Raw genomic sequence first — 22,838 nt, 5'->3', positions numbered from 1 at the left:
TGATCCATTTTCCAGATTTTGTAGGTGCATCATGTCATCACATGAATGTGTTCTGCCGCAGGCTGCGGCAACAGTGGGCGTCTCCAACGCCTTGGGCTCCGTCTCCATGCCCTTCGCCTCCGCAGCGCACTGGCGTCATCACGCCCGCGTCGAGCAACGCGTCGTCGGTCAACTGTTGCAGACCCTGCTTTACGAGGATGTGCTTCCGCATGAGGCCGTCTCCGATCCGGAGGCCGGCGTCGCCGGGGCGACGATCTTCGCGCTGACACTGGGCAGGCGCCGCTATTGCGTCAGCGGCTTGCGCTGTCACAGCTTTCAGTTGATTCGCCTCGAGCATTCCACTCTGGTAGTCGAAGACCATGAGGGCACCCCGGAGCCAATGAGCCTGCAGCGATTCCTCGAGGACCTTGAGGCGGCGCTGGGGGATGCCGCGATTCAGCCCGGCTTCGTCAACGAACTGACGCAGACGCTGATCAAGGACGTGCAGTCATCCGCCTGGCCGGTGCCCTATCGAGAGACGCCGCAGACGTTGGATGCCGATGCCCTGGAGCAGTACTTCACCGACGCGCACAGCTATCATCCCTGCTACAAGTCACGGCTCGGCTTTTCTCTGCGGGACAACCAGCGTTATGGGCCGGAGTTCGCGCAGCCGCTGCGGGTTTGGTGGCTTGCCGTGCCGGCCCGCCTGGCGCACCAGGGAGCGGTCAGCGGAATGGCGCTGGCCGATCGGGTCGCGGAGGATGCCGGGCCGCGAGTGCTGGCGAGTCTGGATGACTACCTGGCGCGGCGGCGACTAGCGCGAGACGAGGTCGTGCTGATGCCGGTGCATCCCTGGCAGTGGGAAAATGCGCTGGTGCCCTCGCTCTACCCGGAGCTGGCCAGTGGCGAGATCGCCCTGCTGGGCGAGGGGGAAGCGACCTATACCGCCCAGCAGTCGATTCGCACCCTGGCCCCGCGAGAGTCGGACAAGCCGTATCTCAAGCTGGCGATGAGCATCACCAATACGTCCAGCACGCGCATCCTGGCACGCCACACCGTGACCAACGCCCCCGTCATCACCCAGTGGCTCCAGCGGCTCATCGACACGGATGCGACCGCCAGGGCGGCGGGTTTCGTGATCCTGGGCGAGGTGGCCGGCGTGGCGCTGGACGAGCGTGCCTTTCCCGAGGCCCGATACAATGACGTCTATGGCAAGGTCGGTGTCATCTGGCGGCAGAACGTCGGCGAGTTCCTGCAGGATGGCGAGCGGGCCGTGCCCTTCAATGGTCTGAGCCAACTCATGCGCGATGCCGAGGGGGAGCCTGTCACCCCCTTCATCGCCCCCTGGGTGGAACGTCATGGGTTGGAAGCCTGGACCCGACAACTCGTTCACGTTGCCACCTTGCCGATCATCCACATGCTGTTCGCCGAGGGGGTGGGAATGGAGTCCCATGGCCAGAATATCGTGGTCATTCACCGTGACGGCTGGCCGCTCAGGGTGGCGTTGAAGGACTTCCATGACGGCGTTCGCTTCAGCCCCTCGCACCTGGCACGGCCCCAGTTGGCCCCTGTCCTGGAGCCCGTGCCCGAACGTCATGCCGCCCTCAACCGCAACTCCTTCCTCGTCACCGATGACCTGGACGCGGTGCGTGATTATTCCTGCGATGCCTTCTTCTTCATTGCCCTGGCCGAGATGGCGATCTTCCTGCATCGGTATTTCGGATTGGAGGAATCGCGTTTCTGGGCGATGACAGCGGACGTGATCAAGGCCTATCAGCGTGCTCATCCGCGGCACGACGAGCGCTACCGCTGCTTCGATGTCTTCGCGCCGCACTGGGAGGTGGAAGCCCTGACCCGCCGTCGTCTCTTTGGCGATGACGTTCCCCAGATCAAGCACGTGTCCAACCCGCTGGCGACCTACGCGCCAGGGGAGGCGGCGTCATGCTGAGGACCAATCGACTGAAGCGGGCGCTGGTCGAAGGGCGGGAAGTCCACGGTGTCATGGCCTCCCTGCCCACGGCGGCCTCCATCGAACTGATCGCGGAGGCGGGCTTCGACTTCGTGGTGATCGATACCGAACACGTGCTGATCAACCCGGAAACCGTCGAGCACATGATCCGTACCGCCGAGAGCTACCGGCTGACGCCGCTGGTCCGGGTCGCGGATGCCGACCCCAAGACGCTGCTACGCCTGCTCGACGGCGGCGCCCAGGGTATCGTGCTGCCCAACGTGGAAGACCCCGGGACCCTCGAGCGGGCCGTGGCCGCGTGCAAGTACGCCCCGGAAGGCGAGCGCAGCCTCAATGCCGGGCGTCCCGGTGCCTTCGGCAAAGCCTCCCTGGCGGAATACGTCGTGCAGGCCAACCGGGAGATCATGGTGGTCGCCATGATCGAGAGCCGCCAGGGGGTGGCACGGATCGAGGCGATTTGCGGCGTGCCGGGCCTCGACATGGTGCTGGAGGGGGCGGCGGACCTGTCCCAGTCACTGGGGGTGACCTGGCAGACCGGTCACTCCGACGTCGTCGAGGCCCTGGAAGCGGTACAGAGCACGGCGAGCGAGCATCGCATCCCCTACTGCGCTTTCCTGCGTCATCCGGAAGCCAAGGCCCGGTGGCAGGCGCGCGGTGTCGGCGCCTTCATGTTGGGCGACGAACGGGGTATTGCCTTTCGCGCCCTGCAGAAAGCGCTTGATGAGGCCAGGGCACTGGCGTCACGCGAGGCTCCCCGTTCATGAGTTCACCGACGACAATGCCTGGCTTTCCGCCTCGTCGCGCGAGCGTGCTGGCACTGCTGTTTCCAATGATTCCGTTTTCTCTATGGAGTTCACAACCATGAAAGCTCTCGATGCCCAGCGCCATGCCCAGGCGCAGATCATGCAGTCGCTGGTGGATGGCTTGCTGGTCGAAGGCCTGTTGGACGACTTAGACGCGGTCTGGCTGGCTACCACCGAGGTCGATGACTGGATCACCCAACTGCCGGTGTTTGAAGGCTACTTAGGTGATCCTTCAAAGCGATTCTGGCACTGGTCACAGGGCCGGCATCATGGGATTACCATGTTGCTGCAGCCCGGTATCGCCCAGGCGTGGGAAAAGGTGCCACGCACCCCGGTGATCGTGAGGTATCACCAGAGCGGGGAGTGGGAGTCGCTCGACCCCGTCGCCTTCATGCGCCGTGTCTTCGGTGCCGTGACGGAAGACGACGACCAGGCCCTGGGGCAGGGAGAGCAGGTGTTTCTCGAGGCGCTGTCCGACAGCCTCTGGCAGGCAGCCAGTTCCGTGGCGCACCGGGTCGAGACACGCGACCTGCTCACTCGCGACACGGCCGAGCACTTCGCAATCATGGAGCAGTGGGCGTCGTTGCTCGATCGGCCTTACCATCCCACGGCGAAGGCTAAGCAGGGGCTCAGCGAGAGCGAGTATCACGCCTACATGGCCGAGTTCAATGCCCCCATCACGCTGCGTTGGGTCGCGATGGCCCGCGACCAGGTGATGACCGGCGCCGGCGTCGACGCGGCGTGCCTCATGCCGGTGCAGTGGCTCGTCGGTGACGAAAGTCGCCAGGTGCTCGAGTGGGAGATGACCTCGCGGGGGCTGTCCCGCAGCCATGTCGCCATTCCGGTGCATCCCTGGCAGCACGAACATGCGCTGCCTCGCTGGCTGGAAGCGGCCTTCGCGGCGGGGGACTGCGTCTCGCTGGAATCGGTCACGGAGCCCTGGCTCGCGACTTCCTCGCTGCGTTCGCTGGCCCCCACCACGGCGAGCCCGCACTTCCTGAAGCTGCCGATGGCCATCCACTCGCTCGGCGCCTCGCGCTACCTGCCGGCGGTCAAGATGTTCAATGGCGACCTCAGCGCCCGCTTGCTGCACCAGGCCAGGGAGAAGGACGCCCGGCTCGCCGAGGCGCTCTACCTGTGCGACGAGGGCAAGTGGTGGGCCTATATGCCGGAGGGGGCGACGCTGTTCGACGAGGCTCCCAGGCATCTGTCCGCCATGGTGCGCAGCTATCCCCGTACGCTGCTGGAAGACCCGAGCGTGCGTTTAGTGCCCATGGCCACACTGGGGACCCCGCTGCCGGGTGGCGAGCATCACGTGTTCGACGACTGGCTGGCACAGCGTGGCATGGCGGCCAGCCCCGCCTCGGTGCAGGCACTGTTCGGCGAGCTCTGCGATGGCTTCTTCGAGATCAACTTGCGCATGTTGCGGCTCGGCATGCTAGCAGAAGTGCATGGCCAGAATGCCGTGCTGGTCTTCCGGGAAGGCCGGTGCCAGGGGCTACTGCTGCGCGACCACGATTCGCTGAGGATCAACGTTGCGCGCCTGGAACAAAACGGCATGCAGGACCCGTGCTACTGCATCAAGCCCGGCCACGCCAACACCCTGTATCACGACAGTCTCGAGGCCCTACTGTTCTGGCTGCAGACGCTGGCGATACAGGTCAATCTGCGGGCGACCATCGACACCCTGGCGGATCACTACGCCTTGTCAATCCATGATCTCTGGCGGGAGATGGCGGTCCGCCTCGAGGCCCAGATCGACGCGGTCCCCTTCGACCGTCGTGATCGCGGGATGCTTAAGGAGCAGCTCTTCGAGCGTGGGCAGTGGCCCTACAAGCGACTCATCGCGCCGATCATCGATCGGGCCGGCGGGCCTGGCAGCATGCCCTTTGGCACGAGTTCGACCTGTAATCCCTTCGTTCGAGTAGGCCGGCAAGCCGACGAGGCGGTAGCCGAAGCATTGACCGAAGCCTGATGCGAACACCGCCCGATATGGCGTCGGGCGGTGTCTTCATGCGGTTTGCGCTTTCAACGAAACCACTCAGGGAATTCGGCCTCGAGGGCGTTTCGCTTTTCCGCCTCCCGGGCCTGCTTGGCTTCCGCGGCCTCGGCCAGGGCGTCGGCGCGATGCGGCGGGATGACGAAGAGCCCGTCGTCGTCGCCCACCACCAGGTCTCCCGGGTTGACCGTGACACCGTCGATGGCGACCGGGGTGTTGATTTCGCCTTCCAGCTCCAGCGCCCGGGTGGTCAGTGGGCTGGTCGACCGGGCGTAGGTGGGCAGGTTCAGCTGGGACAGGGCGTCCCAGTCGGTGATGGCGCCGTTGGTGACAATGCCCGCGAGTTGCTTACGTAGCGCCGCGTAGGCACGGAATTCGCCCCAGCAAGCACGACGCTGATCGCCGGACACGTCGATTACCAGCACGTCGCCCGGGCAGGCCATCTTCAGCGCCTCGCGGATGATGCTGCCGTCAAGGTGGGGAATCCTGACCGTGAGGGCCGGGCCGAGCAGCCGCATGGGGCGCTGGAGCGGCGCGAGCGAGGTAATGGCACCGAAGTCGGTGAAATGACCCAGGGTGGAGGTGGCCAGGCTTCGATAGCGCTGCCGCTGCTGCGCCGTGACGGTGTCCTGACGGGGAGCGATATGGAACATGTGTTTTCCCTTATCTGCCATGGGTATCAGCGATGAAGAGTGAGTGATGATGGGTGGATCGCTTCAATGATTCTGGTAGCGGGTGCGATGCAGCAGATAGACGAAGAAGGGCGCACCCACTCCCGAGACGAAGATGCCGGCGGGCAGGTCCTTGGGGAGGAACGCCACTCTGCCCAGCAGGTCGGCGTAGAGCACGATCAAGGCCCCGATCAGGGCGGCGGCGGGAACCAGCCTGGCAAAGCCCCGCCCCACCAGGCGGGCGGCGATATGGGGTGCGATCAGGCCCACGAAGCTGAGCCCCCCGGCGAAGGCCACGGCCGCGCCCGCCAGCGCGACGCTGCAGGCCATCAGCACCAGCCGGCTGCGCAGGACGTTCACGCCCAGGCCCTGCGCCACCTGATCTCCCAGCGCCATGGCATCCATGTGCCGTGCCTGGCTCAGGCACAGGGGAACGGCCGCCAGCAGCCAGGGCAGCATGCCGAGAACGTCCTGCCACTGGGCGGCGTAGAGGCTGCCGGTCAGCCACACATAGGCAACCATGGCAGCGGTATCGTCGCTGACCACGATCAGCAGGGTGGTTACGGCTCCCATCGCAGCGGAGAGTCCGATGCCGACCAGCACCATGCGCGAGGGCGTCATGCCGCCCTTCCAGGCCAGCAGGAACACCAGCGCGGCGGCAAGCAGTGCGCCGAGCAACGCGGAGGCCGGCAGCCAATGGATGCTCAGGCCGGTGCCGAATAGCGCAAGGAAAGCGACGGCGGCCATGGCGGCGCCGCTGGTGATGCCGATGACGTCCGGAGAGGCCAACGGGTTGCGCACGATGCCCTGGAGTATAGCGCCGGCCACGGCCAGGGCCGACCCCACCAGCACAGCCAGCAGGATACGCGGCAGGCGCAGTTCCCAGACGATGAAGGTGATGTCGCTGCCCTGCGGCACGGCCAGCGCGTGCACCACCTGGTCGAACGAGGTGGGGAAACTGCCCAGGCTTAGCGACAGACCCATGCTGGCCAGCAGCACCAGAACGAGCAGAGCGCTTATGATTACAGGACGGGGCGTATGGGTAGCAGTGATGTCGTTACCTGTCTGTGGCAGGGAAGGGGTGTGCGTCATGGTCAGACCTGCTTCCTGCGTGCCAGATAGATGAAGAAGGGCGTGCCGATCAGCGCGGTCATCACTCCCACCGGCACATCCTGCGGGGCCATCAGGAAGCGCGAAGCCACATCGGCCAGCAACAACAGGCTCGCTCCCAGCAGGGCACAGGCCGGCAGCAGCCAGCGGTGGTCGACGCCGAAGAGGCCTCGCGCCATGTGCGGTACGATCAGGCCGACGAAACCGATCATGCCGGCCAGCGCGACCGAACTGCCGGCGAGCAGGATCACCACCAGGCCGAGCAACAGTTTGGTAGTGCCGGCGCGCATGCCCAGGCCCTTGACGATGTCATCACCCAGCATCAAGGCATTGGCATGGCGGACGAGCAGCATGCACAGCAGCAGGGCGCCGCCGAAGAACGGCAGCAAAGGCACCACTATCGACAGCTCGCGCCCGGACACGGAACCGGCCAGCCAGTACAGCACGCTCTCGAAGCTCTGTTGGTCGATGATCAGCAGTCCCTGACTGAACGAGACGAACATGGCGGTGACGGCCACGCCCGCCAGCACGACCCGCAACGGCGACAGCTCCCCATGACGACCGCGACTCAGCATGACCACCAGACAGGCCGCGACCAGGGCGCCCAGCAGCGCCGCCCAGACGTACTCGGCCGGCGTGTGGAGAGGCAGCAGCGAGACCGCGATCACCACGAAGAACATGGCTCCCGCGTTGATTCCCAGGATGCCCGGTGAGGCGAGGGGATTGCGGGTCATGGTCTGCATCAGGGCGCCGGCGATGGCCAGGCTGGCGCCGACCAGGGCTGCGATGACCGCGCGTGGCAGGCGCTCGGTGACAATGATGATATGCGCGACTCGAGCGGGATCGTAGTGCACCAGCGCTTGGACGAAGGTCGGCGGGGCGATATCCGTGGTGCCCAGCATGACGCTTGCCGCGAAGGCCGCCGTGACCAGTACCACCCCCAGCAGCAATCCCGCGATCCGTGAAACACGCTGATTCAGCATGTGGTGGTCTCCTCGTCCTGTGAGGGAGGCAACACCTTGGTACCCGTGATGCAGGCAACAGCGGACGTGGTATCGGCCGACATGGGGGGCGCCGGCACCGCATGCTCGCGGGGAGTCACCAGCCTGTAATGGGCGTAGAGATCATCCAGCATGGCATTGGCGGCCAGGATACCGCCGCCCATGATCCAGTCCACCGCATCCACCTCGAAGACGCGCTCGTCTTGCACGGCGTCCAGTCGTTTCCAGAGAGGATGAGAGCGCCAGTGCCGGTAGTTCCGGGCGATGGCCGGGTCGTCCGGTTCCAGCAGTACGAAGATCACATCGGCATTCAGCACCGGGATGTTCTCTTCGCTGGTCAGCTTCATGCCCCAGCCCTGGTCGTGCACGGCATCCGGTTGTTCGAAGCCCAGCTCATCGAGGATCGAGCCGGCGAAACCCGTGGAATAGAGGCGCACATGGTCGCTCTTGAAGCGGACCACGGCGGCCTTCTGCGGCCAGGCATCACCCAGCGTATCGGCGATTCTTTGGCGGAAGTCTGCCACGCGTGAGTCCCAGTCGTGCAACAGCTCACGAGCACGGGCTTCCCGCCCTGTGGCCTTGGCGATCAGCCTTAGGGTTGCCTTGAAGTCGAAGACGGTCTCTGTAGCGACCGTCGGCGCGATCTTCTCCAGCAGTGGCTGGACCCGCTCGTGACGAAAGCGCGTGGCCACGATCAGGTCAGGGTCCAGCCAGGCGACCTTCTCCAGGTTGGGCTGGGTCTCCAGGCCGACGTGCGTCACGCCGTCGAGGGCGTCACGCAAGTAGTGATACATGGGCTGTTCCAGCCAGGAGTCGACGACGCCGACCGGTGTGAGGCCCAGCGCCACCGCGCTGTCTGTGGCGCCCTGGTAGAGAGTGACGACGCGCTGCGGGGTAGCAGGAAGGTAGGTGTCGCCGAACGCATTGGTGACGGTACGTCCATCGCGGGCACCGTCGGCAACGGCCCCCAGCGGGATGAGGGACGCCAGCACCACCGCCAGGCACAGGTGCCGGATTCGGGGGCGAATTTTCATTCCGACCCCCTGACGGATGCGGTCTTAAAAGATCGGTCGAGGGGGGGAGCAGGCAATGACACAGTGTCTGGTGGGGCCGCGTCGTGTCGCGTCACGGCACGGCCTAGCCGCCAGGCCAGTGGCATGCAGCACACGGCGACCGCCGCCAGCGCCAGGAAGGCATGATGGAGGGCGGTGGCGCTCGCCTCGGTATAGGGAATACCCCGATCCAGTGCGTCCTTGACGGCCGTATCGTAGTAGAGGGTAAGCGCGACGATACCGAGCGACGAGACCAAGCGCCGAGACATATTGTTCATGGCCGAGGCCTGGGCGACGTGTGACTCGGGAAGATCCTTCATGCCTACGGTGGTCGAGGGCAGATAGGCGCAGCCGAGGCCGAGACCGCGCAGGCCCATCCAGGCGCCGATCATCCACACCGGCGTGGCTTTTGTCAGAGTGGCAAGTCCCACCAGGCTGATCATGGTGATCGTCAGTCCGGTACCGATGCACCACTGCGGTGGATAGCGGTCGATCAGGCGTCCCGCAATGGGTGAGCAGGAGGAGGCGGCCAGCGCGGTGGCCAGGAATACCAGCCCGGTGGTTAGCGGGTCGAACTCCAGCGCATTCTGCATCCACAGCGGCACCAGCAGGATGCAGCCGAACAGGATGATCGATTGCAGGCAGGCCAGGATAACGCTGAGACGATAGCCTTGATGGGTGAACAGCGACAGGTCAAGCAGAGGCGTGTGGGTACGTCGCTCGGTTCGCACGAACAGCACGAGCGCCAGGAGTCCGGCGGTAAGCGGCAGCAGGGCCTGGGTGCGCCCTAGGTCGTTCAACGTCTCCACCCGGCTGAGGGAGAACAGCACCGCGCCCATGCCCAGAGTGATCAGCGCAAAGCCGGGCAGGTCGAACCGACGCCGGCGATTGGCGGCTTCGGCCGGGAGATAGCGATAGCCGCATATGAGCCCCAGCAGTGCGAAAGGCATGTTCATCAGGAACAGCGCCCGCCAGTGGCTGACCTCGAGCAGCAGCCCGCCGACGCTTGGACCGAGGGCCGGGGCGAGCATCACCGCGAAGCCCCAGATCCCGCTGGCGCGGCCTCGCTGGTCGGCGGGATAGGCAGAGAAGATCAATGACAGGGACAAGGGGATCATTAGCCCCGCGGCCACGCCCTGCAGTCCGCGCGCGAGGATGATGCCGGCCAGGCTCTGGGCCATGGCGCCAAGCGCGGAGCCTGCCAGGAACCCCCATAGGCCCAGCAGATAGATAGACCGGCGACCGAAACGGTCGGCCAGGTAGCCGGTCAGCGGCATGGTCATGCCCATGGTAATCATGAACAGCGTCACCACCCAGCTGACCCCCGTGGCGCTGGCTTCGAAGGTGACCATCAGTTCGGCCACGGCAAGGTTCAGGGCGCTGTTGTTGAGGCTGACGGTAAAGGTGCCCAGCAGCACACTGATCAGCACCTTCCCGCCATGCCCGGAAGCATTCAGCATGGACACTCACTCGGCGGGGGACGACAGGCGCTGGTTGGGCGAGGCGCCTGCGTGAAATGCATCATGGACAGAAATGATAACATTGCCGGGCTTAAATGCAAAACGTTATCAATTGCGAGTGATAGGGTGACGGTGCGCCGGGGGATGCTTGCGACTAAAGCGGCGCCATGGGGCGCCGCTCAACAAGCCAGATCAATCGGACGTCTTGCTTAGAAGTCGAGCTGGTAGCTCAGGGTGAAGGTGCGCCCCCGGCCCTTGAAGTACAGGTCGTCTTCAAGCGCGGGCGACTGAGGGAACGATTGTGAGTAGTAGGTGAAGTAGTCCTCGTCGGTGAGGTTCTCTATGCCCAGGCTGGCGCGACCCATGGGTAACTGGTAGGTCAGGGAGGCGTCGACGAGGCCGTAGCCGTCGAACTCGAGCTCTGGGTCGTCGAAGCTGCGGTCACGATAGTAGCTGTACTGGAGGTGGGAGGAGAGCTTGTCGTTCCAGGCCGCGCTCCAGGCCAGTTTGACGGTGTCCGGAGCGAGATCTCGGCCCGTCAGCTTGGTGTCCACGCTGCCGTCACCATCGGTGTCCGATTTGCCCTTGGCGTGGGTGTAAGTGAGCCGCAGCTGGTGGGCGTCATTCACCTGGGCCTCGCCGGTGATCTCGACGCCCTGGATCTCGGTCTTCTCCCGCTGGACCCGGTAGACGCCCTGGTCATCGGGCTCGATGCGCTGGCCGAGGTCGGAATTCGACTCATAATAGCTCAGCTCGAGGCCGTAGCGGTCCCAGTCGAAGCGGGCGCCGACCTCACGGTTGTCGGTGACGATGGGCGAGAGGTCGATCAGGGTGTCGACGTCCTGGCCGGGTTCGTTGACACCGCGCAATACCCGGCCCACGTCGGGCATGCCGAAGCCCTCGGAGTAGTTGGCGTAGAGCTGGGCCCAGTCGGTGGCCTGGTAGATGATACCGGCATTGAACAGGGTCTCGTCGAAATCGGGATTACCGCCCTCCACCGAGACGAGGTCGTTTTCGACACTGGTACTACGATCCACAGTCGAGTAGTCGTCGACGTTCAGCGTGGCATGCTCCTGGCGGACCCCGGCATGCAGGCTCAACGACTCGGTCAGGTCGTAGTCGCCCTGCAGGAAGGCGGCAAGGTTACGGAACCGGCTCTCCGGCACATAGTTACGACCGGTCTTCACCAGCTGCTGGCGGGTGTCGTCCTGCAGCAGGTCGAGGCCAGTGGTCAGCTTGAGGCGATCGTCGAGCAGGCCGTCGCGGCTCAGGGAGAACTTGGCACCGACCTTGTCGGACTCGTTGCGGGTGTGGTCGAAGAGGGTATTGCCCGCATCGTCCTGGTAGGGGAAGGAGCCTAGGCCGGTGGCACCAAACTGTGCGCGGAAGCGCTGGGTATAAAGTTGGGCATCTAACTCGTTGCCCAGCCAGTCGCTGTTCTCGTAGGACAGCCGGGCGTTGGTGACTCTGTTGTAGCCCGGGTCGTTATCGGGATTACCCTTGCGGGCTGTGGTCGGCACGCCCGCGTCGCGATCGCCGGATACCGGCACATAGTCGTCGTCGACATCGAGGTCGTAATGATTGAGGGAGAGCTCGACGTTCTGGTTGTCGTCGATCCAGTAGCCCGCCTTGGCCATCAGGTCGTAGCTCTCGGAGTTCTGGATCTCGCCATGATAGGCCATGCCGACGATCTCGTCGTCGCCATCATAGAAGACGCCGCGTTTCTGGCGGCTAGCGGCGACCGTGTAGTCCCAGTCGCCGTCCTGGCCGCTGAGGCGATAATCCACCTTGTTGCCGAAGCCTTCCGACTCGAAATCATCGTCGCTGGTCAAGCTGACGCCGACATGCTGGCTTACCCCGGCGCCTTCGGGGCGCTTGGTCACGTAGTTGATGATACCGCCGGTCGCCCCCAGGCCATGCTCGGCGCTGGCACCGTGGATGACTTCGATACGCTCGACCATGGAGAGATCGATGGTATAACTATCTCTTCCCCCGCCGCCCAGCGGATTGGACTGCGGTACGCCGTCGACCATGAACAGAGCCGATCGGCCGCGGAAGGTCTCGCCGCTATTGTTGAGCTTCTGGCGGCTGGGCGAGTAGGAGGGGATCAGGTTGCTGAGCACTTGGCTCGGGTCCTGGGTGATCGCCAGCTGCTGCTTGATCTGCTCGCGGTCGATGATGGTGACCTTATGCGGGGTCTCGCCTGCGCTACTGCGGTTGCGGGTCGCATTGATCACCAGTGGGTCCAATTCGTTGCCGTCGGCTCTCTCCGACCCGGATGTATCCTGTGCCATGGCAGTGGCGGGCAGGGCAGATAAGAACGCGAGTGGCAGCAGGCTCAGCCGTACGTGGCGCGGTCGTTGGTAACTTGGCATAAGGAAAATCCCCTGTTTGATTCGATGTAATGATGTTTTGTTGTTAGTGATGGCTTGTTAGAGAAATACGGTGACGAACGATAACGTTTTTCATTTGCTTCTGCAATATAGGCGCATATACGGGTGCGATAGAGACGCATGATCATTGTTACCTATCTTGGCCTCGGTCCCGGCCTGGAGTGCTGGGGCATTGATGCGGGCGTCACGGGTCGGACAATGGCTGTCGCACCAATAAAACGCCCCGCAACAGTGCGGGGCGAAAGCGAGCATCGGGGCGATGAATCAGTAGGACATGGACCAGTTCAGCGTGTACGTTCGGCCACGTCCCTGGTAGTCGTAGAGGTATTCGGGGCCATAGCGAGGAGAGTAAAGCGAGGCGGCACGTTGGCCCCAAGTCGTTGAATAACTCTCATCGAGTAGATTCTGGATACCCAGACTGACTTTGCCGACGTCGGTCTGCTGGCTCAATGACAAGTCGAGAGTGGTGTGGCTATCGATACGACCACCTTCGTCATCCTCCAGATCGAACTCATGATTGGCTTGAAGACGTGCGGATCGGTCAAGATCCGACCACCCGACGAAGGCGGTGGCACTGGACGGTGATGAGGTATCGATACCACGCTTTTCCCAATCGCCGCTGTCGTTCTTCTGCTCGGAACGTACCAAATGGAGCGTACCCCCTGCCTCGAAACCGTTGTCGAAGTAGCGGGTGACTTTGCTCTCGAGACCGAAATCCCGTTTTTTCTCGTCGACGACATTGACGCTCAAGCCATCAGAGTTGTATTCCAGTGATTCATCGGACCAGGCGTAATAGGCAGCAGTTTGTGCCTGCCAATGAGCGCCTTGATACCGCCAGCCAATTTCGAATTGATTGGTCTCGATGGCAGAGAGTGGATTCTCAGCGACATTGAATCCTTCATCCTGGCCATAATACTTTGCCGGATCGGGAAGCTCGAAGCCCTGGCTGAATTGCACCCAGCTCTGTTGACCATTCTGAAAATCATAGAGTGCTTGGGCGTTAAAAAGCGTGGCGTCGTAGTCGTTTTCTCCTCCCGGGATGCCCTGGAAATCATCGATTTCCACATCCATATATTGGTGGCGTATACCGCCGCTGACTTTCAAGGCATCCGTCGCTTGCCAGTCACCCTGCATATAACCGGCATAGGTGTCGATCTCGTAACCGGGGTAGCGCGGGGAAATGCCAGCATTACGTTGGATTAAACCTCCACTGGCATCGGTGAGAGCAGTATCGAAATACATCTGAGAAGCGTCGAAAGACTCTCGGTCCAGATCCACGCCGTAGGTCAGGTTGACATCCTGCCCAGGCTGGGCATCGAACAAAGCCTTGATGCCTGTCAGGTCGGTGTTCTGCTTGGAGGCAGAGAAGGCATATTGATTGACTGGTTCATCGAGGTCCCACTCATCATCACCATCCAAGTCGTCATAGTCTGAGACATACGGGAATGGATGAAAGCTGGCTTCTTCCTCTCGATGGTAGGCCTGTAAGTAAAAATTCTGTTTGAGGAAATCGGCATTGTGATATTGCAGGTTGACCATCTTGCGGTCGGTTTCGGGCTCGCGATCCGCATTGAAGCCATCGCGAATTTCTGCATCATTCAGGTTGGCGGGATCAGCATCGAGGTTAGGAAAATATACGCTGCGATCCCCCTCGTAGCCTGAACGGTAAAGCTGGGCACCCAGTTCCAGCGTCTGGTTGGTATCCAGGTTGACAGTCAAGCTGCCGAAGATATCGATACTGCGATTATCCTGCAGATCGGTTTGCGAGATGTCAGGAAAGATTTCATCGCCGTTGCCATCGTATTGGCGGCCATTGTCCTGATAGGCGACGCCGATTCGACCCTGAATGTGTTCGTTGCCGCCACTGGCGGATTGCGCCACTCGGTAGTCTCGGTCGTCACTGTTATTGAAACCGGTTGTGACGCCAGCTTCACTTTCCCAGTGCGGCCCACCAGATTCGCCTCTCTTGGTGATGATATTGATGATGCCGCCTGTGGCGCCGCCGCCGTAGAGACTGCTGGCACCGGATAGAACTTCGATTCGCTCGATATTGAAGGGATCGATGGAATCGAATTGACGGGATAATCCCCGTGAACTATTCATCGAGATACCATCGACCAGAACCTGTACGCTACGTCCGCGCATGTTCTGGCCATAATTGGTCCGACCTTGCGGCGCGAAATCCAGCCCTGGCACCAGCTTGCCTAATGCCGTCTTTAGGTCGGCTCCCGTTTCGATCTGCTGTTGTAGCTCTGCTTCCTCGACGACCTGAACGGCACTGGGTATCTGATTGATCTGGGTAGGGGTACGGGAGCCAACCACCACCATGGTATCCTTGTTTTCCTGGGCGTATAGGCCGGATGCCATCGACCCGGCGGTTACCACCAGGCCGAGTGTCAGCGGTTTTTTCATTGCGGTTTTCCTTGCTGAGGATGCTTGGTATTGGAATGCGCGGCTCAGGGTAGTGAAGATGACAATTAAACTCAATAAGAGTAATTTGCATTTATTTCAACAGACTGCCGTTCGCTTCGGTCGGCATGCGGTCATGGAGAAGGAGTCGAAATGCGCGTCGATGTCGCTGTGATCGGGGCCGGACCTGTCGGGCTATGTTTTACCCGGGCGCTGGCAGCCGCCGGGCTGTCGGTGGCGCTGGTCGACAAACAGTCGATGGCAACACTGCGTGATCCGGTACCGGATGGTCGCGAGATCGCGCTTCACCACGCCTCCCAGGCCATTCTGAAAGCACTGGATATCTGGCATCGGCTGCCGGCCGATGCCATATCACCGTTACGCGATGCTCGTGTCTTCAACGGCGACTCACCATTCGCCATGACAATCTCGAGTGGGCGAGGGGATTCACGCCAGCCTCTGGGGGTGCTGGTGCCCAACTATCGGTTGCGTCAGGCGGCGTTCGACGCTGTAGCGGAATGTGACGGGGTAGTCTGGCATGAAGCGGCGTTGCAGCGTATCGATAGCGATTCCCGGCATGCCCGGCTATGGCTCGATGACGGTACCCGACTCGAGGCTGACCTGGCCGTGGCGGCCGACAGCCGCTTTTCGGAGGCGCGGCGGCAGATGGGTATCGGCGCCGAGATGTGTGATAACGGTCGCAGCATGCTGGTGTGCCGCATGCAACACGATAAAGCCCATGACCAATCGGCTTGGGAGTGGTTCGACCATGGCCAGACGCTGGCGCTGTTGCCATTGGGACCGCATGAATCCTCGGTGGTCGTGACGCTACCCAAGCGCGAGATGGAATCGCTGACGGCCCTGGATGACGAGACCTTCTCGACCCATATCGCGGCGCGTTTCGACTACCGGCTCGGCGACATGCGCAAGCAGGGCGAACCGGCCGTCTACCCGCTCGTGAGCACCTATGCGCATCGTTTCGTGGCACGCCGATTCGCTCTGGTCGGCGATGCCGCTGTCGGCATGCATCCTGTCACGGCGCACGGTTTCAACCTCGGCCTTCAGGGGCAGCAAGAACTGGCCAGGCGTGTTATCGTCGCGCACCGCCAGGCACAAGATATTGGGGGCCGGGCCGTTCTGGGCCCCTATGAACGCCATCACCGCCTGGCAACCGGCCCGCTCTATGTGGCCACTCAGGCGATCGTGTCGCTGTATACCGATGATCGTCCGCCGGCACGCCTGTTGCGTCATGCCGGACTCCGACTCGCCGAACGTGTGACACCGTTGAAGATGGCGATTGCCCATCACTTGACCCGGCAAAAACCGCCTATCTCCTGACTCCGAACGTTGACTGGCAGATGAACACAATTTGCTACAAAAAACCATATATTGATTTTTCGTCGGTGTGTTCTACCATATGTGGTGTGCCGTTCATGGACGGTGTCCGCAAACCATCACGCTGCCGCGCGTCGTCAACAAAGGGAGTCGCAATCATGACGATCAAGATTTACAGCAAACCTGCCTGCGTTCAGTGCAACGCCACTTACCGCGCTCTGGACAAGCAGGGGCTAGATTACACCGTCATCGATCTTACCGAAGACCCTGTGGCGCTCGAGACGGTACAAGACATGGGATACCGTCAACTGCCGGTGGTCGTCGCCGGGGAAGACCACTGGTCAGGCTTCCGTCCGGACAGGATTCAGGCCCTGGTGGCATGAATCAGCCCGCAGCGCTCGACACGGAGCCTGCAGCAGGGGGGGAGCTGGTCTATTTTTCGACACGTTCAGGAAACACGCACCGTTTCGTGGAAAAGCTGGGATTACCGGCCCAGCGCATTCCCTTGAATCGTGATGAGCCATTCCTGCGGGTCGACTCCCCCTACATATTGATCACCCCGACCTATGGCAACGGCCATCTCAAAGGGGCGGTTCCGGGGCAGGTCATCCGTTTTCTCAATGACGAACACAATCGCGGGCTGATCCGCGGTGTGATCGCCGCTGGTAACACCAACTTCGGTGCGGCCTTCTGCCTGGCGGGCCGAATCATCGCCGAGAAGTGCCAGGTGCCACTGCTCTATCGGTTCGAGTTGTTGGGCACCCCTGATGATGTCGCCGAGGTTCGCAAGGGAGTCGAGGAATTTTGGAAACAACAAGCGTAGTTGCGCCACAGCGTGAAAATGCCTCGAGCAACGAAGCACGAGAGCTGGATTACCATGCACTCAATGCCATGCTCAATCTGTACGGTCCGGAAGGGGAGCTGCAGCTCGACAAGGATCGCGAAGCGGCGCGTCAGTATTTCCTGCAGCACGTCAATCAGAACACCGTCTTCTTCCACTCCCTGGAAGAGAAGCTCGATTACCTGGTCGAAAAAGGCTATTACGAAGGCGACGTGCTCGAACAGTACGACACTGTCTTCATCAAGTCGCTGTTCGAACAGGCCTATGCCTACAAGTTCCGCTTCCCGAGTTTCCTCGGAGCGTTCAAGTACTACACCAGCTACACGCTGAAGACGTTCGACGGCAAGCGCTATCTGGAGCGTTACGAGGATCGCGTGTGCATGGTCGCGCTGACGCTGGCTCGTGGCGACGAGACGCTGGCGCGTTCTCTGGTCGACGAAATCATCAACGGCCGTTTCCAGCCTGCCACCCCGACGTTCCTCAACTGCGGCAAGCGCCAGCGCGGGGAACTGGTGTCGTGCTTCTTGCTGCGCATCGAAGACAACATGGAGTCCATCGGCCGCTCGATCAATTCGGCGCTGCAGCTCTCCAAGCGTGGCGGCGGGGTCGCGTTCCTGCTCAGCAACGTGCGCGAATCCGGGGCACCGATCAAGCACATCGAGAATCAGTCCTCGGGTATCGTGCCGATCATGAAGATGCTCGAAGACGCATTTTCCTACGCCAACCAGCTGGGGGCGCGTCAGGGCGCCGGAGCGGTGTACCTGAACGCCCACCATCCCGACATTCTGCGCTTCCTGGATACCAAGCGCGAGAACGCCGACGAGAAGATCCGCATCAAGACGCTGTCGCTGGGCGTGACGATTCCCGACGTCACCTTCGAACTGGCCAAGCAGAACGAGGACATGTACCTGTTCTCGCCCTACGATGTCGAGCGTGTCTACGGCGTCCCGTTCGGTGATATCAGTGTCACCGAGAAATACGATGAGATGGTCGCCGACCGGCGGATTCGCAAGGACAAGATCAACGCCCGCGAGTTCTTCCAGACGATCGCTGAATTGCAGTTCGAATCCGGCTACCCGTACATCATGTTCGAGGATACGGTGAATCGGGCCAACCCGATCGCCGGGCGGATCAACATGAGCAACCTCTGCTCCGAGATCCTGCAGGTCAATACGCCGACCGAGTACGACGACGATCTCGGCTATCGCGCGATCGGCCACGACATTTCCTGCAACCTCGGCTCGATGAACATCGCCAAGGTGATGGATGCCGGCGATATCGGTACCAGTGTGGAGATCGCCGTGCGCGGCCTGACCGCGGTCTCGGAAATGAGCAACCTGAAGTCGGTGCCGTCCATTGCCGAGGGCAACGCGCAATCGCACGCCATCGGTCTGGGGCAGATGAACCTGCACGGTTTCCTGGCGCGCGAACGAATCTTCTACGGTTCCGATGAAGGCCTGGACTTCACCAATATCTACTTCTATTGCGTGGCCTATTACGCGATTCGCGCCTCCAACCGCCTGGCGATCGAAAAAGGGCAGAGCTTTGCCGGTTTCGCCGAATCCGACTATGCCAACGGCACCTTCTTCGACAAGTACACCGATCAGGTGTGGGAACCGCGCACCGAGAAGGTCCGGGGATTGTTCGAGAAGGCCGGTATTGCCATTCCCGGCCAGGCGGACTGGCAGGCTCTGAAGGAGTCGGTCATGGCCTACGGGCTCTACAACCGTAACCTGCAGGCGGTACCGCCGACCGGTTCGATCTCGTACATCAACCACTCCACCTCGAGCATCCATCCGGTGGCGGGCAAGATCGAGATCCGCAAGGAAGGCAAGCTGGGTCGTGTCTACTATCCGGCGCCGTATCTCAGCGACGACAATATCGAGTACTATCAGGACGCCTACGAAGTCGGTCCCGAGAAGATCATCGATACCTACGCCGAGGCGACGAAACACGTCGACCAGGGGCTGTCTCTGACCCTGTTCTTCCCGGATTCGGTGACCACCCGCGATCTCAACCGGGCCCAGATCTACGCCTGGCGCAAGGGTATCAAGACGCTCTACTACGTGCGTCTGCGCCAACCCGCGCTGGAGGGGACCGAGGTCGAGGGCTGTGTTTCCTGCACACTGTAAAAAAGACGGCCACGGCCGTTTCGTTCGACACCTGATATGTCATGCCGCGCCGGGGGCGTCTTCGCCCCTTGGCGCCAACGCGACGAGACACACGATATGACTGCTACAGCTGCCAAACGCCTCAGTCGCATTAATGCGATCAACTGGAATCGCCTGCAGGACGACAAGGACCTGGAGGTATGGAACCGGCTGACCAGTAACTTCTGGCTGCCGGAGAAAGTGCCGCTGTCCAACGACATTCCTTCGTGGAACACGCTCACCGAGCAGGAACAGCAGCTGACCATCCGTGTCTTCACCGGCTTGACGCTGCTCGACACCATTCAGGGCAGTGTCGGCGCACCGGTGCTGATCGAAGACGCCGTAACGCCACACGAGGAAGCGGTCTATACCAACATCGCGTTCATGGAATCCGTGCACGCGCGTTCCTACAGCTCGATCTTCTCGACACTGTGTACCACGCGCGATGTCGATGATGCCTTCCGCTGGAGCGAAGAGAACCCGATGCTCCAGGCCAAGGCCGATCTGATTCTCGACCGCTACCGTGCCGAGGATCCGCTGATGCGCAAGGTCGCCAGCGTGTTCCTGGAATCCTTCCTGTTCTACTCCGGCTTCTATCTGCCGATGTACTGGTCCAGCCACGCCAAGCTGACCAACACCGCCGACCTGATTCGTCTGATCATTCGGGACGAAGCGGTGCACGGCTACTACATCGGCTACAAGTTCCAGCAAGCACTGGCCGAAACGTCGCCGGCGCATCAGGAAGAGGTCAAGATGTACGCCTACGAGCTGCTGCACGAGCTCTACGACAACGAGGTGAAGTACACCGAGTCACTGTACGACGGTGTCGGGCTCACCGAAGACGTCAAGAAGTTCCTGCACTACAACGCCAACAAGGCGCTGATGAACCTCGGCTTCGAGGCGCTGTTCCCGAACAGCGTGACCGATGTCGACCCGACCATTCTTGCCGCGCTCTCTCCCAGTGCCGACGAGAACCACGACTTCTTCTCGGGTTCCGGCTCGTCCTACGTGATCGGCAAGGCCGTCGCCACCGAGGACGAAGACTGGGCGTTCTGAGACGGACAGGTCACACCTCAAGCGGCCCGAATGGGTCGCTTGACGCCTCGCCATGGCTCGTCGGTGCGCTCCAGCTCCCGGCATGAGTCGTAGTATGCTGTTCGCCCCAGCAAACGCGCCGAGAGGAACGCCGTGAGTCTTGCCCAGCCTTCCCGCCGAACCAGCAGTTTCCATGCCCTGATACGCCTGCTGCGTTATGCCCGGGGCTACCGGCGCCATATCATCGCCGCGGCCAGTTGTTCGATCATCAACAAGCTATTCGATATCGCTCCCGAGATCCTGATCGGGGTGGCCATCGATGTGGTCGTCAACCAGGAGCGCAGCTTCGTCGCCCGGCTCGGTTTCACCACGCCCCAGGAGCAGATCATGATCCTGGCCGTGCTCACCTTCTTCATCTGGGCCGGCGAGTCGATCTTCGAATATCTCTACCAGATCCTGTGGCGCAATCTCGCCCAGCGCCTGCAGGCCGACCTGCGTCAGGACACCTACGAGCACGCCCAGCGGTTGGACATGGCGTTCTTCGAGGCGAAGAGTTCGGGGCAACTGGTGGCGACCATGAACGACGACGTGAACCAGCTCGAGCGGTTTCTCGACGGCGGGGCCAATGCGCTGGTGCAGGTCGGTGTCACCGTGGTGGCGGTGGGTGCGGTGTTCTTCGTCATTTCTCCGCTGATCGCCCTGCTGGCCTTCACGCCGATTCCGCTGATCATCTGGGGCGCGTTCTACTTTCAGCGCAAGGCCGGGCCGCTCTACAGCGATGTGCGGGAGAAGGTCGGCGATCTTTCCAGCCGGCTTTCCAACAATCTCGCCGGTATCGCCACGATCAAGAGCTTCACCAGCGAGGCCCGCGAAGCCGATCGTCTGCGTGTGGCAAGCGAGGCCTACGTTGAAGCCAATCGTCGTGCGATTCGGGTGAGTTCGGCCTTCATCCCGGTGATTCGCATGGCGATCCTGGCCGGCTTTCTGGCCACCTTCACCGTCGGCGGCATGCTGGCGCTGCGCGGTGATCTCAACGTCGGCGCCTATGGCGTGCTGGTGTTCCTCACCCAGCGTCTGCTGTGGCCGCTGACCAACCTGGCCGAGGTGATCGACCTGTTCGAGCGGGCCATGGCCAGTACCCGGCGCATTCTCGATCTGCTGCAGGTGCCGATTCTGGTGCAGGACAACAGCGCCCGCGAGCTTGCCCAGCCGGTGCGCGGGGCGGTTAGCTTCGATGCGGTCAGCTTCCACTATGCCAGCAGCGGGGCGGGGGTCGAGGCAGTCAGCCTCGAGGTGCCGGCGGGTACCACCCTGGCGCTGGTCGGAGCCACCGGTTCCGGCAAATCGACGCTGATCAAGCTGCTGCTGCGTTTCTACGATCCTCAGCAAGGTGAGGTGTGCGTCGACGGCCAGCCGGTCCAGAGCGTCAGCCTGGCATCGCTGCGCCGTGCCATCGGCCTGGTCAGCCAGGATGTGTACCTGTTCGAGGGCTCGATACGCGACAACATCGCCTACGGCAGACCCGAGGCCAGCGAGGCGGAGGTCATCGAGGCGGCGCGCATCGCCGAAGCCTGGGAGTTCATCGAGGTACTGCCGCAAGGACTCGATACACCGGTGGGCGAGCGTGGCATCCGCCTCTCCGGTGGCCAGCGCCAGCGTCTGTCGCTGGCCCGGGCGCTGCTCAAGGATTCACCGATCCTGATTCTGGATGAAGCCACCAGCGCGGTGGACAACGAGACCGAGGCGGCCATTCAGCGTTCGCTGAAGCGTATCGCCCACGGCCGCACGGTGATCATGGTCGCGCATCGGCTTTCCACCATCGTGCATGCCGACGAGATAGCGGTGGTGCATCGGGGTCAGGTGGTCGAACGAGGCTCGCATCGTACACTGCTGGCGCTCGACGGCTACTATGCGGCCCAGTGGCGAGTGCAGACGGGGTCGGCGCGTGCCAAGGACGTGCCGCTCGCCTAGCGCATCGGTGACGTCTAGCGATCGACCAGGGTGGCATTGAGCTCCACCGGTATCTCATCGCCGATGCGCTCGTAACCGAGCAGGTTGACGATCGTCCGCCCCGTTTCATCCTTCATTACGTCGCTGCCGTTCAGCACGATGCGCTCGGCATTGGTGATATGAATCCTGTCGTCACTCTCGCGCGTGAAACGCAGCCGCAGCGGCTCCTCCTGAGCGGTACTGGACGTATCGGCACGGAACAACAGGGTTTCGGTGAACGAGTCACCGACCGCCAGGTCGTTCAGGCGTTCCGGCGGCAGTTCGGTCGAGAGCGTGACCAGCGTGCGATCCGTCAGGGTATCGAGCCAGGGCGGCAACTCACCGAGCTGTTCGAGCACATCGGTCTGGTTGAGCCGTAACGGCAAACGCAGGCGCCCTTGTTCATCGATCGAACCATCCAACTCCCGCACCGAGTGCTGATGCGGAATCGGCCCCTCGGACGCCAACTCGATGACCGTTGCATCGATCCGCGAGCGCTCGGGGTCCAGTTGCCAGTCGGCTTGCGCCACGCCCGCACTCAACAAAAGCGCCACACTCAATCCATAGCGTTTCATGATCGACACGGCATCGCTCCTCGTTCATCGACATCCAGGTATGGCTGGCCTCGAACGCCAGCATTCG

Annotated in this window: 17 protein-coding genes; 9 read left to right on the top strand and 8 right to left on the bottom strand. The window is 62.1% G+C overall.

The window, feature by feature from the left end:
- Positions 1-31 precede the first annotated feature (31 nt).
- From BLW01_RS03745 to BLW01_RS03735, 3 genes are all read left to right on the top strand, one after another.
- A complete protein-coding gene (locus BLW01_RS03745) occupies positions 32-1,927 on the top strand; it encodes an IucA/IucC family protein (protein ID WP_092568177.1) in 1,896 nt (631 codons plus the stop codon).
- Complete coding sequence (locus BLW01_RS03740; RefSeq protein WP_092568176.1) at positions 1,921-2,712, top strand: HpcH/HpaI aldolase family protein; 792 nt, start codon at positions 1,921-1,923, stop codon at positions 2,710-2,712. Before BLW01_RS03745 ends, BLW01_RS03740 begins: the two co-directional genes overlap by 7 nt.
- Before the next feature lie 82 nt (positions 2,713-2,794).
- The gene (locus tag BLW01_RS03735; protein WP_092568175.1) at positions 2,795-4,726 is read left to right on the top strand and encodes an IucA/IucC family protein; all 1,932 of its coding nucleotides are present in this window, start codon (positions 2,795-2,797) and stop codon (positions 4,724-4,726) included.
- Between the two features lie 53 nt (positions 4,727-4,779).
- On the opposite strand, the gene BLW01_RS03730 is transcribed toward BLW01_RS03735, so the two are convergent.
- From BLW01_RS03730 to BLW01_RS03700, 7 genes are all read right to left on the bottom strand, one after another.
- Complete coding sequence (locus tag BLW01_RS03730; protein ID WP_092568174.1) at positions 4,780-5,403, bottom strand: RraA family protein; 624 nt, start codon at positions 5,401-5,403, stop codon at positions 4,780-4,782.
- Between the two features lie 63 nt (positions 5,404-5,466).
- Positions 5,467-6,513 carry a FecCD family ABC transporter permease gene (locus BLW01_RS03725; protein ID WP_092568173.1) on the bottom strand — a complete coding sequence of 349 codons (1,047 nt, stop codon included), beginning with the start codon at positions 6,511-6,513 and terminating at the stop codon, positions 5,467-5,469.
- 2 nt (positions 6,514-6,515) lie between these two features.
- Positions 6,516-7,514, bottom strand: coding sequence for a FecCD family ABC transporter permease (locus tag BLW01_RS03720; RefSeq protein ID WP_092568172.1), 999 nt, complete (start codon positions 7,512-7,514; stop codon positions 6,516-6,518).
- Positions 7,508-8,566: an ABC transporter substrate-binding protein gene (locus tag BLW01_RS03715; RefSeq protein ID WP_092568171.1), complete on the bottom strand. Its 1,059-nt coding sequence runs from the start codon at positions 8,564-8,566 to the stop codon at positions 7,508-7,510. The genes BLW01_RS03720 and BLW01_RS03715 overlap by 7 nt, the downstream gene beginning before the upstream one ends.
- Positions 8,563-10,044 (bottom strand): DHA2 family efflux MFS transporter permease subunit, encoded by a 1,482-nt coding sequence (locus tag BLW01_RS03710; protein ID WP_092568170.1) that lies wholly within the window; start codon positions 10,042-10,044, stop codon positions 8,563-8,565. The genes BLW01_RS03715 and BLW01_RS03710 overlap by 4 nt, the downstream gene beginning before the upstream one ends.
- 209 nt (positions 10,045-10,253) lie before the next feature.
- Positions 10,254-12,419 (bottom strand): TonB-dependent receptor, encoded by a 2,166-nt coding sequence (locus tag BLW01_RS03705; protein ID WP_092568169.1) that lies wholly within the window; start codon positions 12,417-12,419, stop codon positions 10,254-10,256.
- Positions 12,420-12,701: 282 nt separating this feature from the next.
- Entirely contained in the window at positions 12,702-14,849 is a 2,148-nt protein-coding gene (locus BLW01_RS03700) for a TonB-dependent receptor (protein WP_092568168.1), read from the bottom strand.
- A 150-nt stretch (positions 14,850-14,999) separates the two neighbouring features.
- Here BLW01_RS03700 and ubiM point away from each other — a divergent pair, with 150 nt between their 5' ends.
- The 6 genes from ubiM to BLW01_RS03670 all read left to right on the top strand — a co-directional run bounded on the left by ubiM (position 15,000) and on the right by BLW01_RS03670 (position 22,178).
- The gene (ubiM, locus tag BLW01_RS03695; protein WP_092568167.1) at positions 15,000-16,184 is read left to right on the top strand and encodes a 5-demethoxyubiquinol-8 5-hydroxylase UbiM; all 1,185 of its coding nucleotides are present in this window, start codon (positions 15,000-15,002) and stop codon (positions 16,182-16,184) included.
- A gap of 155 nt (positions 16,185-16,339) precedes the next feature.
- A complete protein-coding gene (gene nrdH, locus BLW01_RS03690; RefSeq protein ID WP_092568166.1) occupies positions 16,340-16,564 on the top strand; it encodes a glutaredoxin-like protein NrdH in 225 nt (74 codons plus the stop codon).
- A complete protein-coding gene (gene nrdI, locus BLW01_RS03685; protein WP_092568165.1) occupies positions 16,561-17,004 on the top strand; it encodes a class Ib ribonucleoside-diphosphate reductase assembly flavoprotein NrdI in 444 nt (147 codons plus the stop codon). The genes nrdH and nrdI overlap by 4 nt, the downstream gene beginning before the upstream one ends.
- Positions 16,986-19,154 (top strand): class 1b ribonucleoside-diphosphate reductase subunit alpha, encoded by a 2,169-nt coding sequence (gene nrdE, locus BLW01_RS03680; protein ID WP_092568164.1) that lies wholly within the window; start codon positions 16,986-16,988, stop codon positions 19,152-19,154. The genes nrdI and nrdE overlap by 19 nt, the downstream gene beginning before the upstream one ends.
- A gap of 96 nt (positions 19,155-19,250) precedes the next feature.
- Positions 19,251-20,228, top strand: coding sequence for a class 1b ribonucleoside-diphosphate reductase subunit beta (nrdF, locus tag BLW01_RS03675; RefSeq protein ID WP_092568163.1), 978 nt, complete (start codon positions 19,251-19,253; stop codon positions 20,226-20,228).
- Between the two features lie 132 nt (positions 20,229-20,360).
- Positions 20,361-22,178: an ABC transporter ATP-binding protein gene (locus BLW01_RS03670; RefSeq protein WP_092568162.1), complete on the top strand. Its 1,818-nt coding sequence runs from the start codon at positions 20,361-20,363 to the stop codon at positions 22,176-22,178.
- Between the two features lie 14 nt (positions 22,179-22,192).
- Here BLW01_RS03670 and BLW01_RS03665 read toward each other — a convergent pair whose 3' ends face one another.
- Positions 22,193-22,771 carry a hypothetical protein gene (locus BLW01_RS03665; protein WP_092568562.1) on the bottom strand — a complete coding sequence of 193 codons (579 nt, stop codon included), beginning with the start codon at positions 22,769-22,771 and terminating at the stop codon, positions 22,193-22,195.
- Positions 22,772-22,838 lie beyond the last annotated feature (67 nt).

The organism is Aidingimonas halophila (assembly GCF_900106955.1).
In the GTDB taxonomy this organism is placed as follows: domain Bacteria; phylum Pseudomonadota; class Gammaproteobacteria; order Pseudomonadales; family Halomonadaceae; genus Aidingimonas; species Aidingimonas halophila.
The sequence above is the reverse complement of the archived record's forward strand: the minus strand, read 5'-3'. Positions and strand labels throughout refer to the sequence as shown.

Coding starts and splice junctions, on each gene's coding strand:
- BLW01_RS03745 (WP_092568177.1), top strand. CDS start 32: ATGTCATCACATGAATGTGTTCTGCCGCAGGCTGCGGCAACAGTGGGC.
- BLW01_RS03740 (WP_092568176.1), top strand. CDS start 1,921: ATGCTGAGGACCAATCGACTGAAGCGGGCGCTGGTCGAAGGGCGGGAA.
- BLW01_RS03735 (WP_092568175.1), top strand. CDS start 2,795: ATGGAGTTCACAACCATGAAAGCTCTCGATGCCCAGCGCCATGCCCAG.
- BLW01_RS03730 (WP_092568174.1), bottom strand. CDS start 5,403: ATGTTCCATATCGCTCCCCGTCAGGACACCGTCACGGCGCAGCAGCGG.
- BLW01_RS03725 (WP_092568173.1), bottom strand. CDS start 6,513: ATGACGCACACCCCTTCCCTGCCACAGACAGGTAACGACATCACTGCT.
- BLW01_RS03720 (WP_092568172.1), bottom strand. CDS start 7,514: ATGCTGAATCAGCGTGTTTCACGGATCGCGGGATTGCTGCTGGGGGTG.
- BLW01_RS03715 (WP_092568171.1), bottom strand. CDS start 8,566: ATGAAAATTCGCCCCCGAATCCGGCACCTGTGCCTGGCGGTGGTGCTG.
- BLW01_RS03710 (WP_092568170.1), bottom strand. CDS start 10,044: ATGCTGAATGCTTCCGGGCATGGCGGGAAGGTGCTGATCAGTGTGCTG.
- BLW01_RS03705 (WP_092568169.1), bottom strand. CDS start 12,419: ATGCCAAGTTACCAACGACCGCGCCACGTACGGCTGAGCCTGCTGCCA.
- BLW01_RS03700 (WP_092568168.1), bottom strand. CDS start 14,849: ATGAAAAAACCGCTGACACTCGGCCTGGTGGTAACCGCCGGGTCGATG.
- ubiM (WP_092568167.1), top strand. CDS start 15,000: ATGCGCGTCGATGTCGCTGTGATCGGGGCCGGACCTGTCGGGCTATGT.
- nrdH (WP_092568166.1), top strand. CDS start 16,340: ATGACGATCAAGATTTACAGCAAACCTGCCTGCGTTCAGTGCAACGCC.
- nrdI (WP_092568165.1), top strand. CDS start 16,561: ATGAATCAGCCCGCAGCGCTCGACACGGAGCCTGCAGCAGGGGGGGAG.
- nrdF (WP_092568163.1), top strand. CDS start 19,251: ATGACTGCTACAGCTGCCAAACGCCTCAGTCGCATTAATGCGATCAAC.
- BLW01_RS03665 (WP_092568562.1), bottom strand. CDS start 22,771: ATGAAACGCTATGGATTGAGTGTGGCGCTTTTGTTGAGTGCGGGCGTG.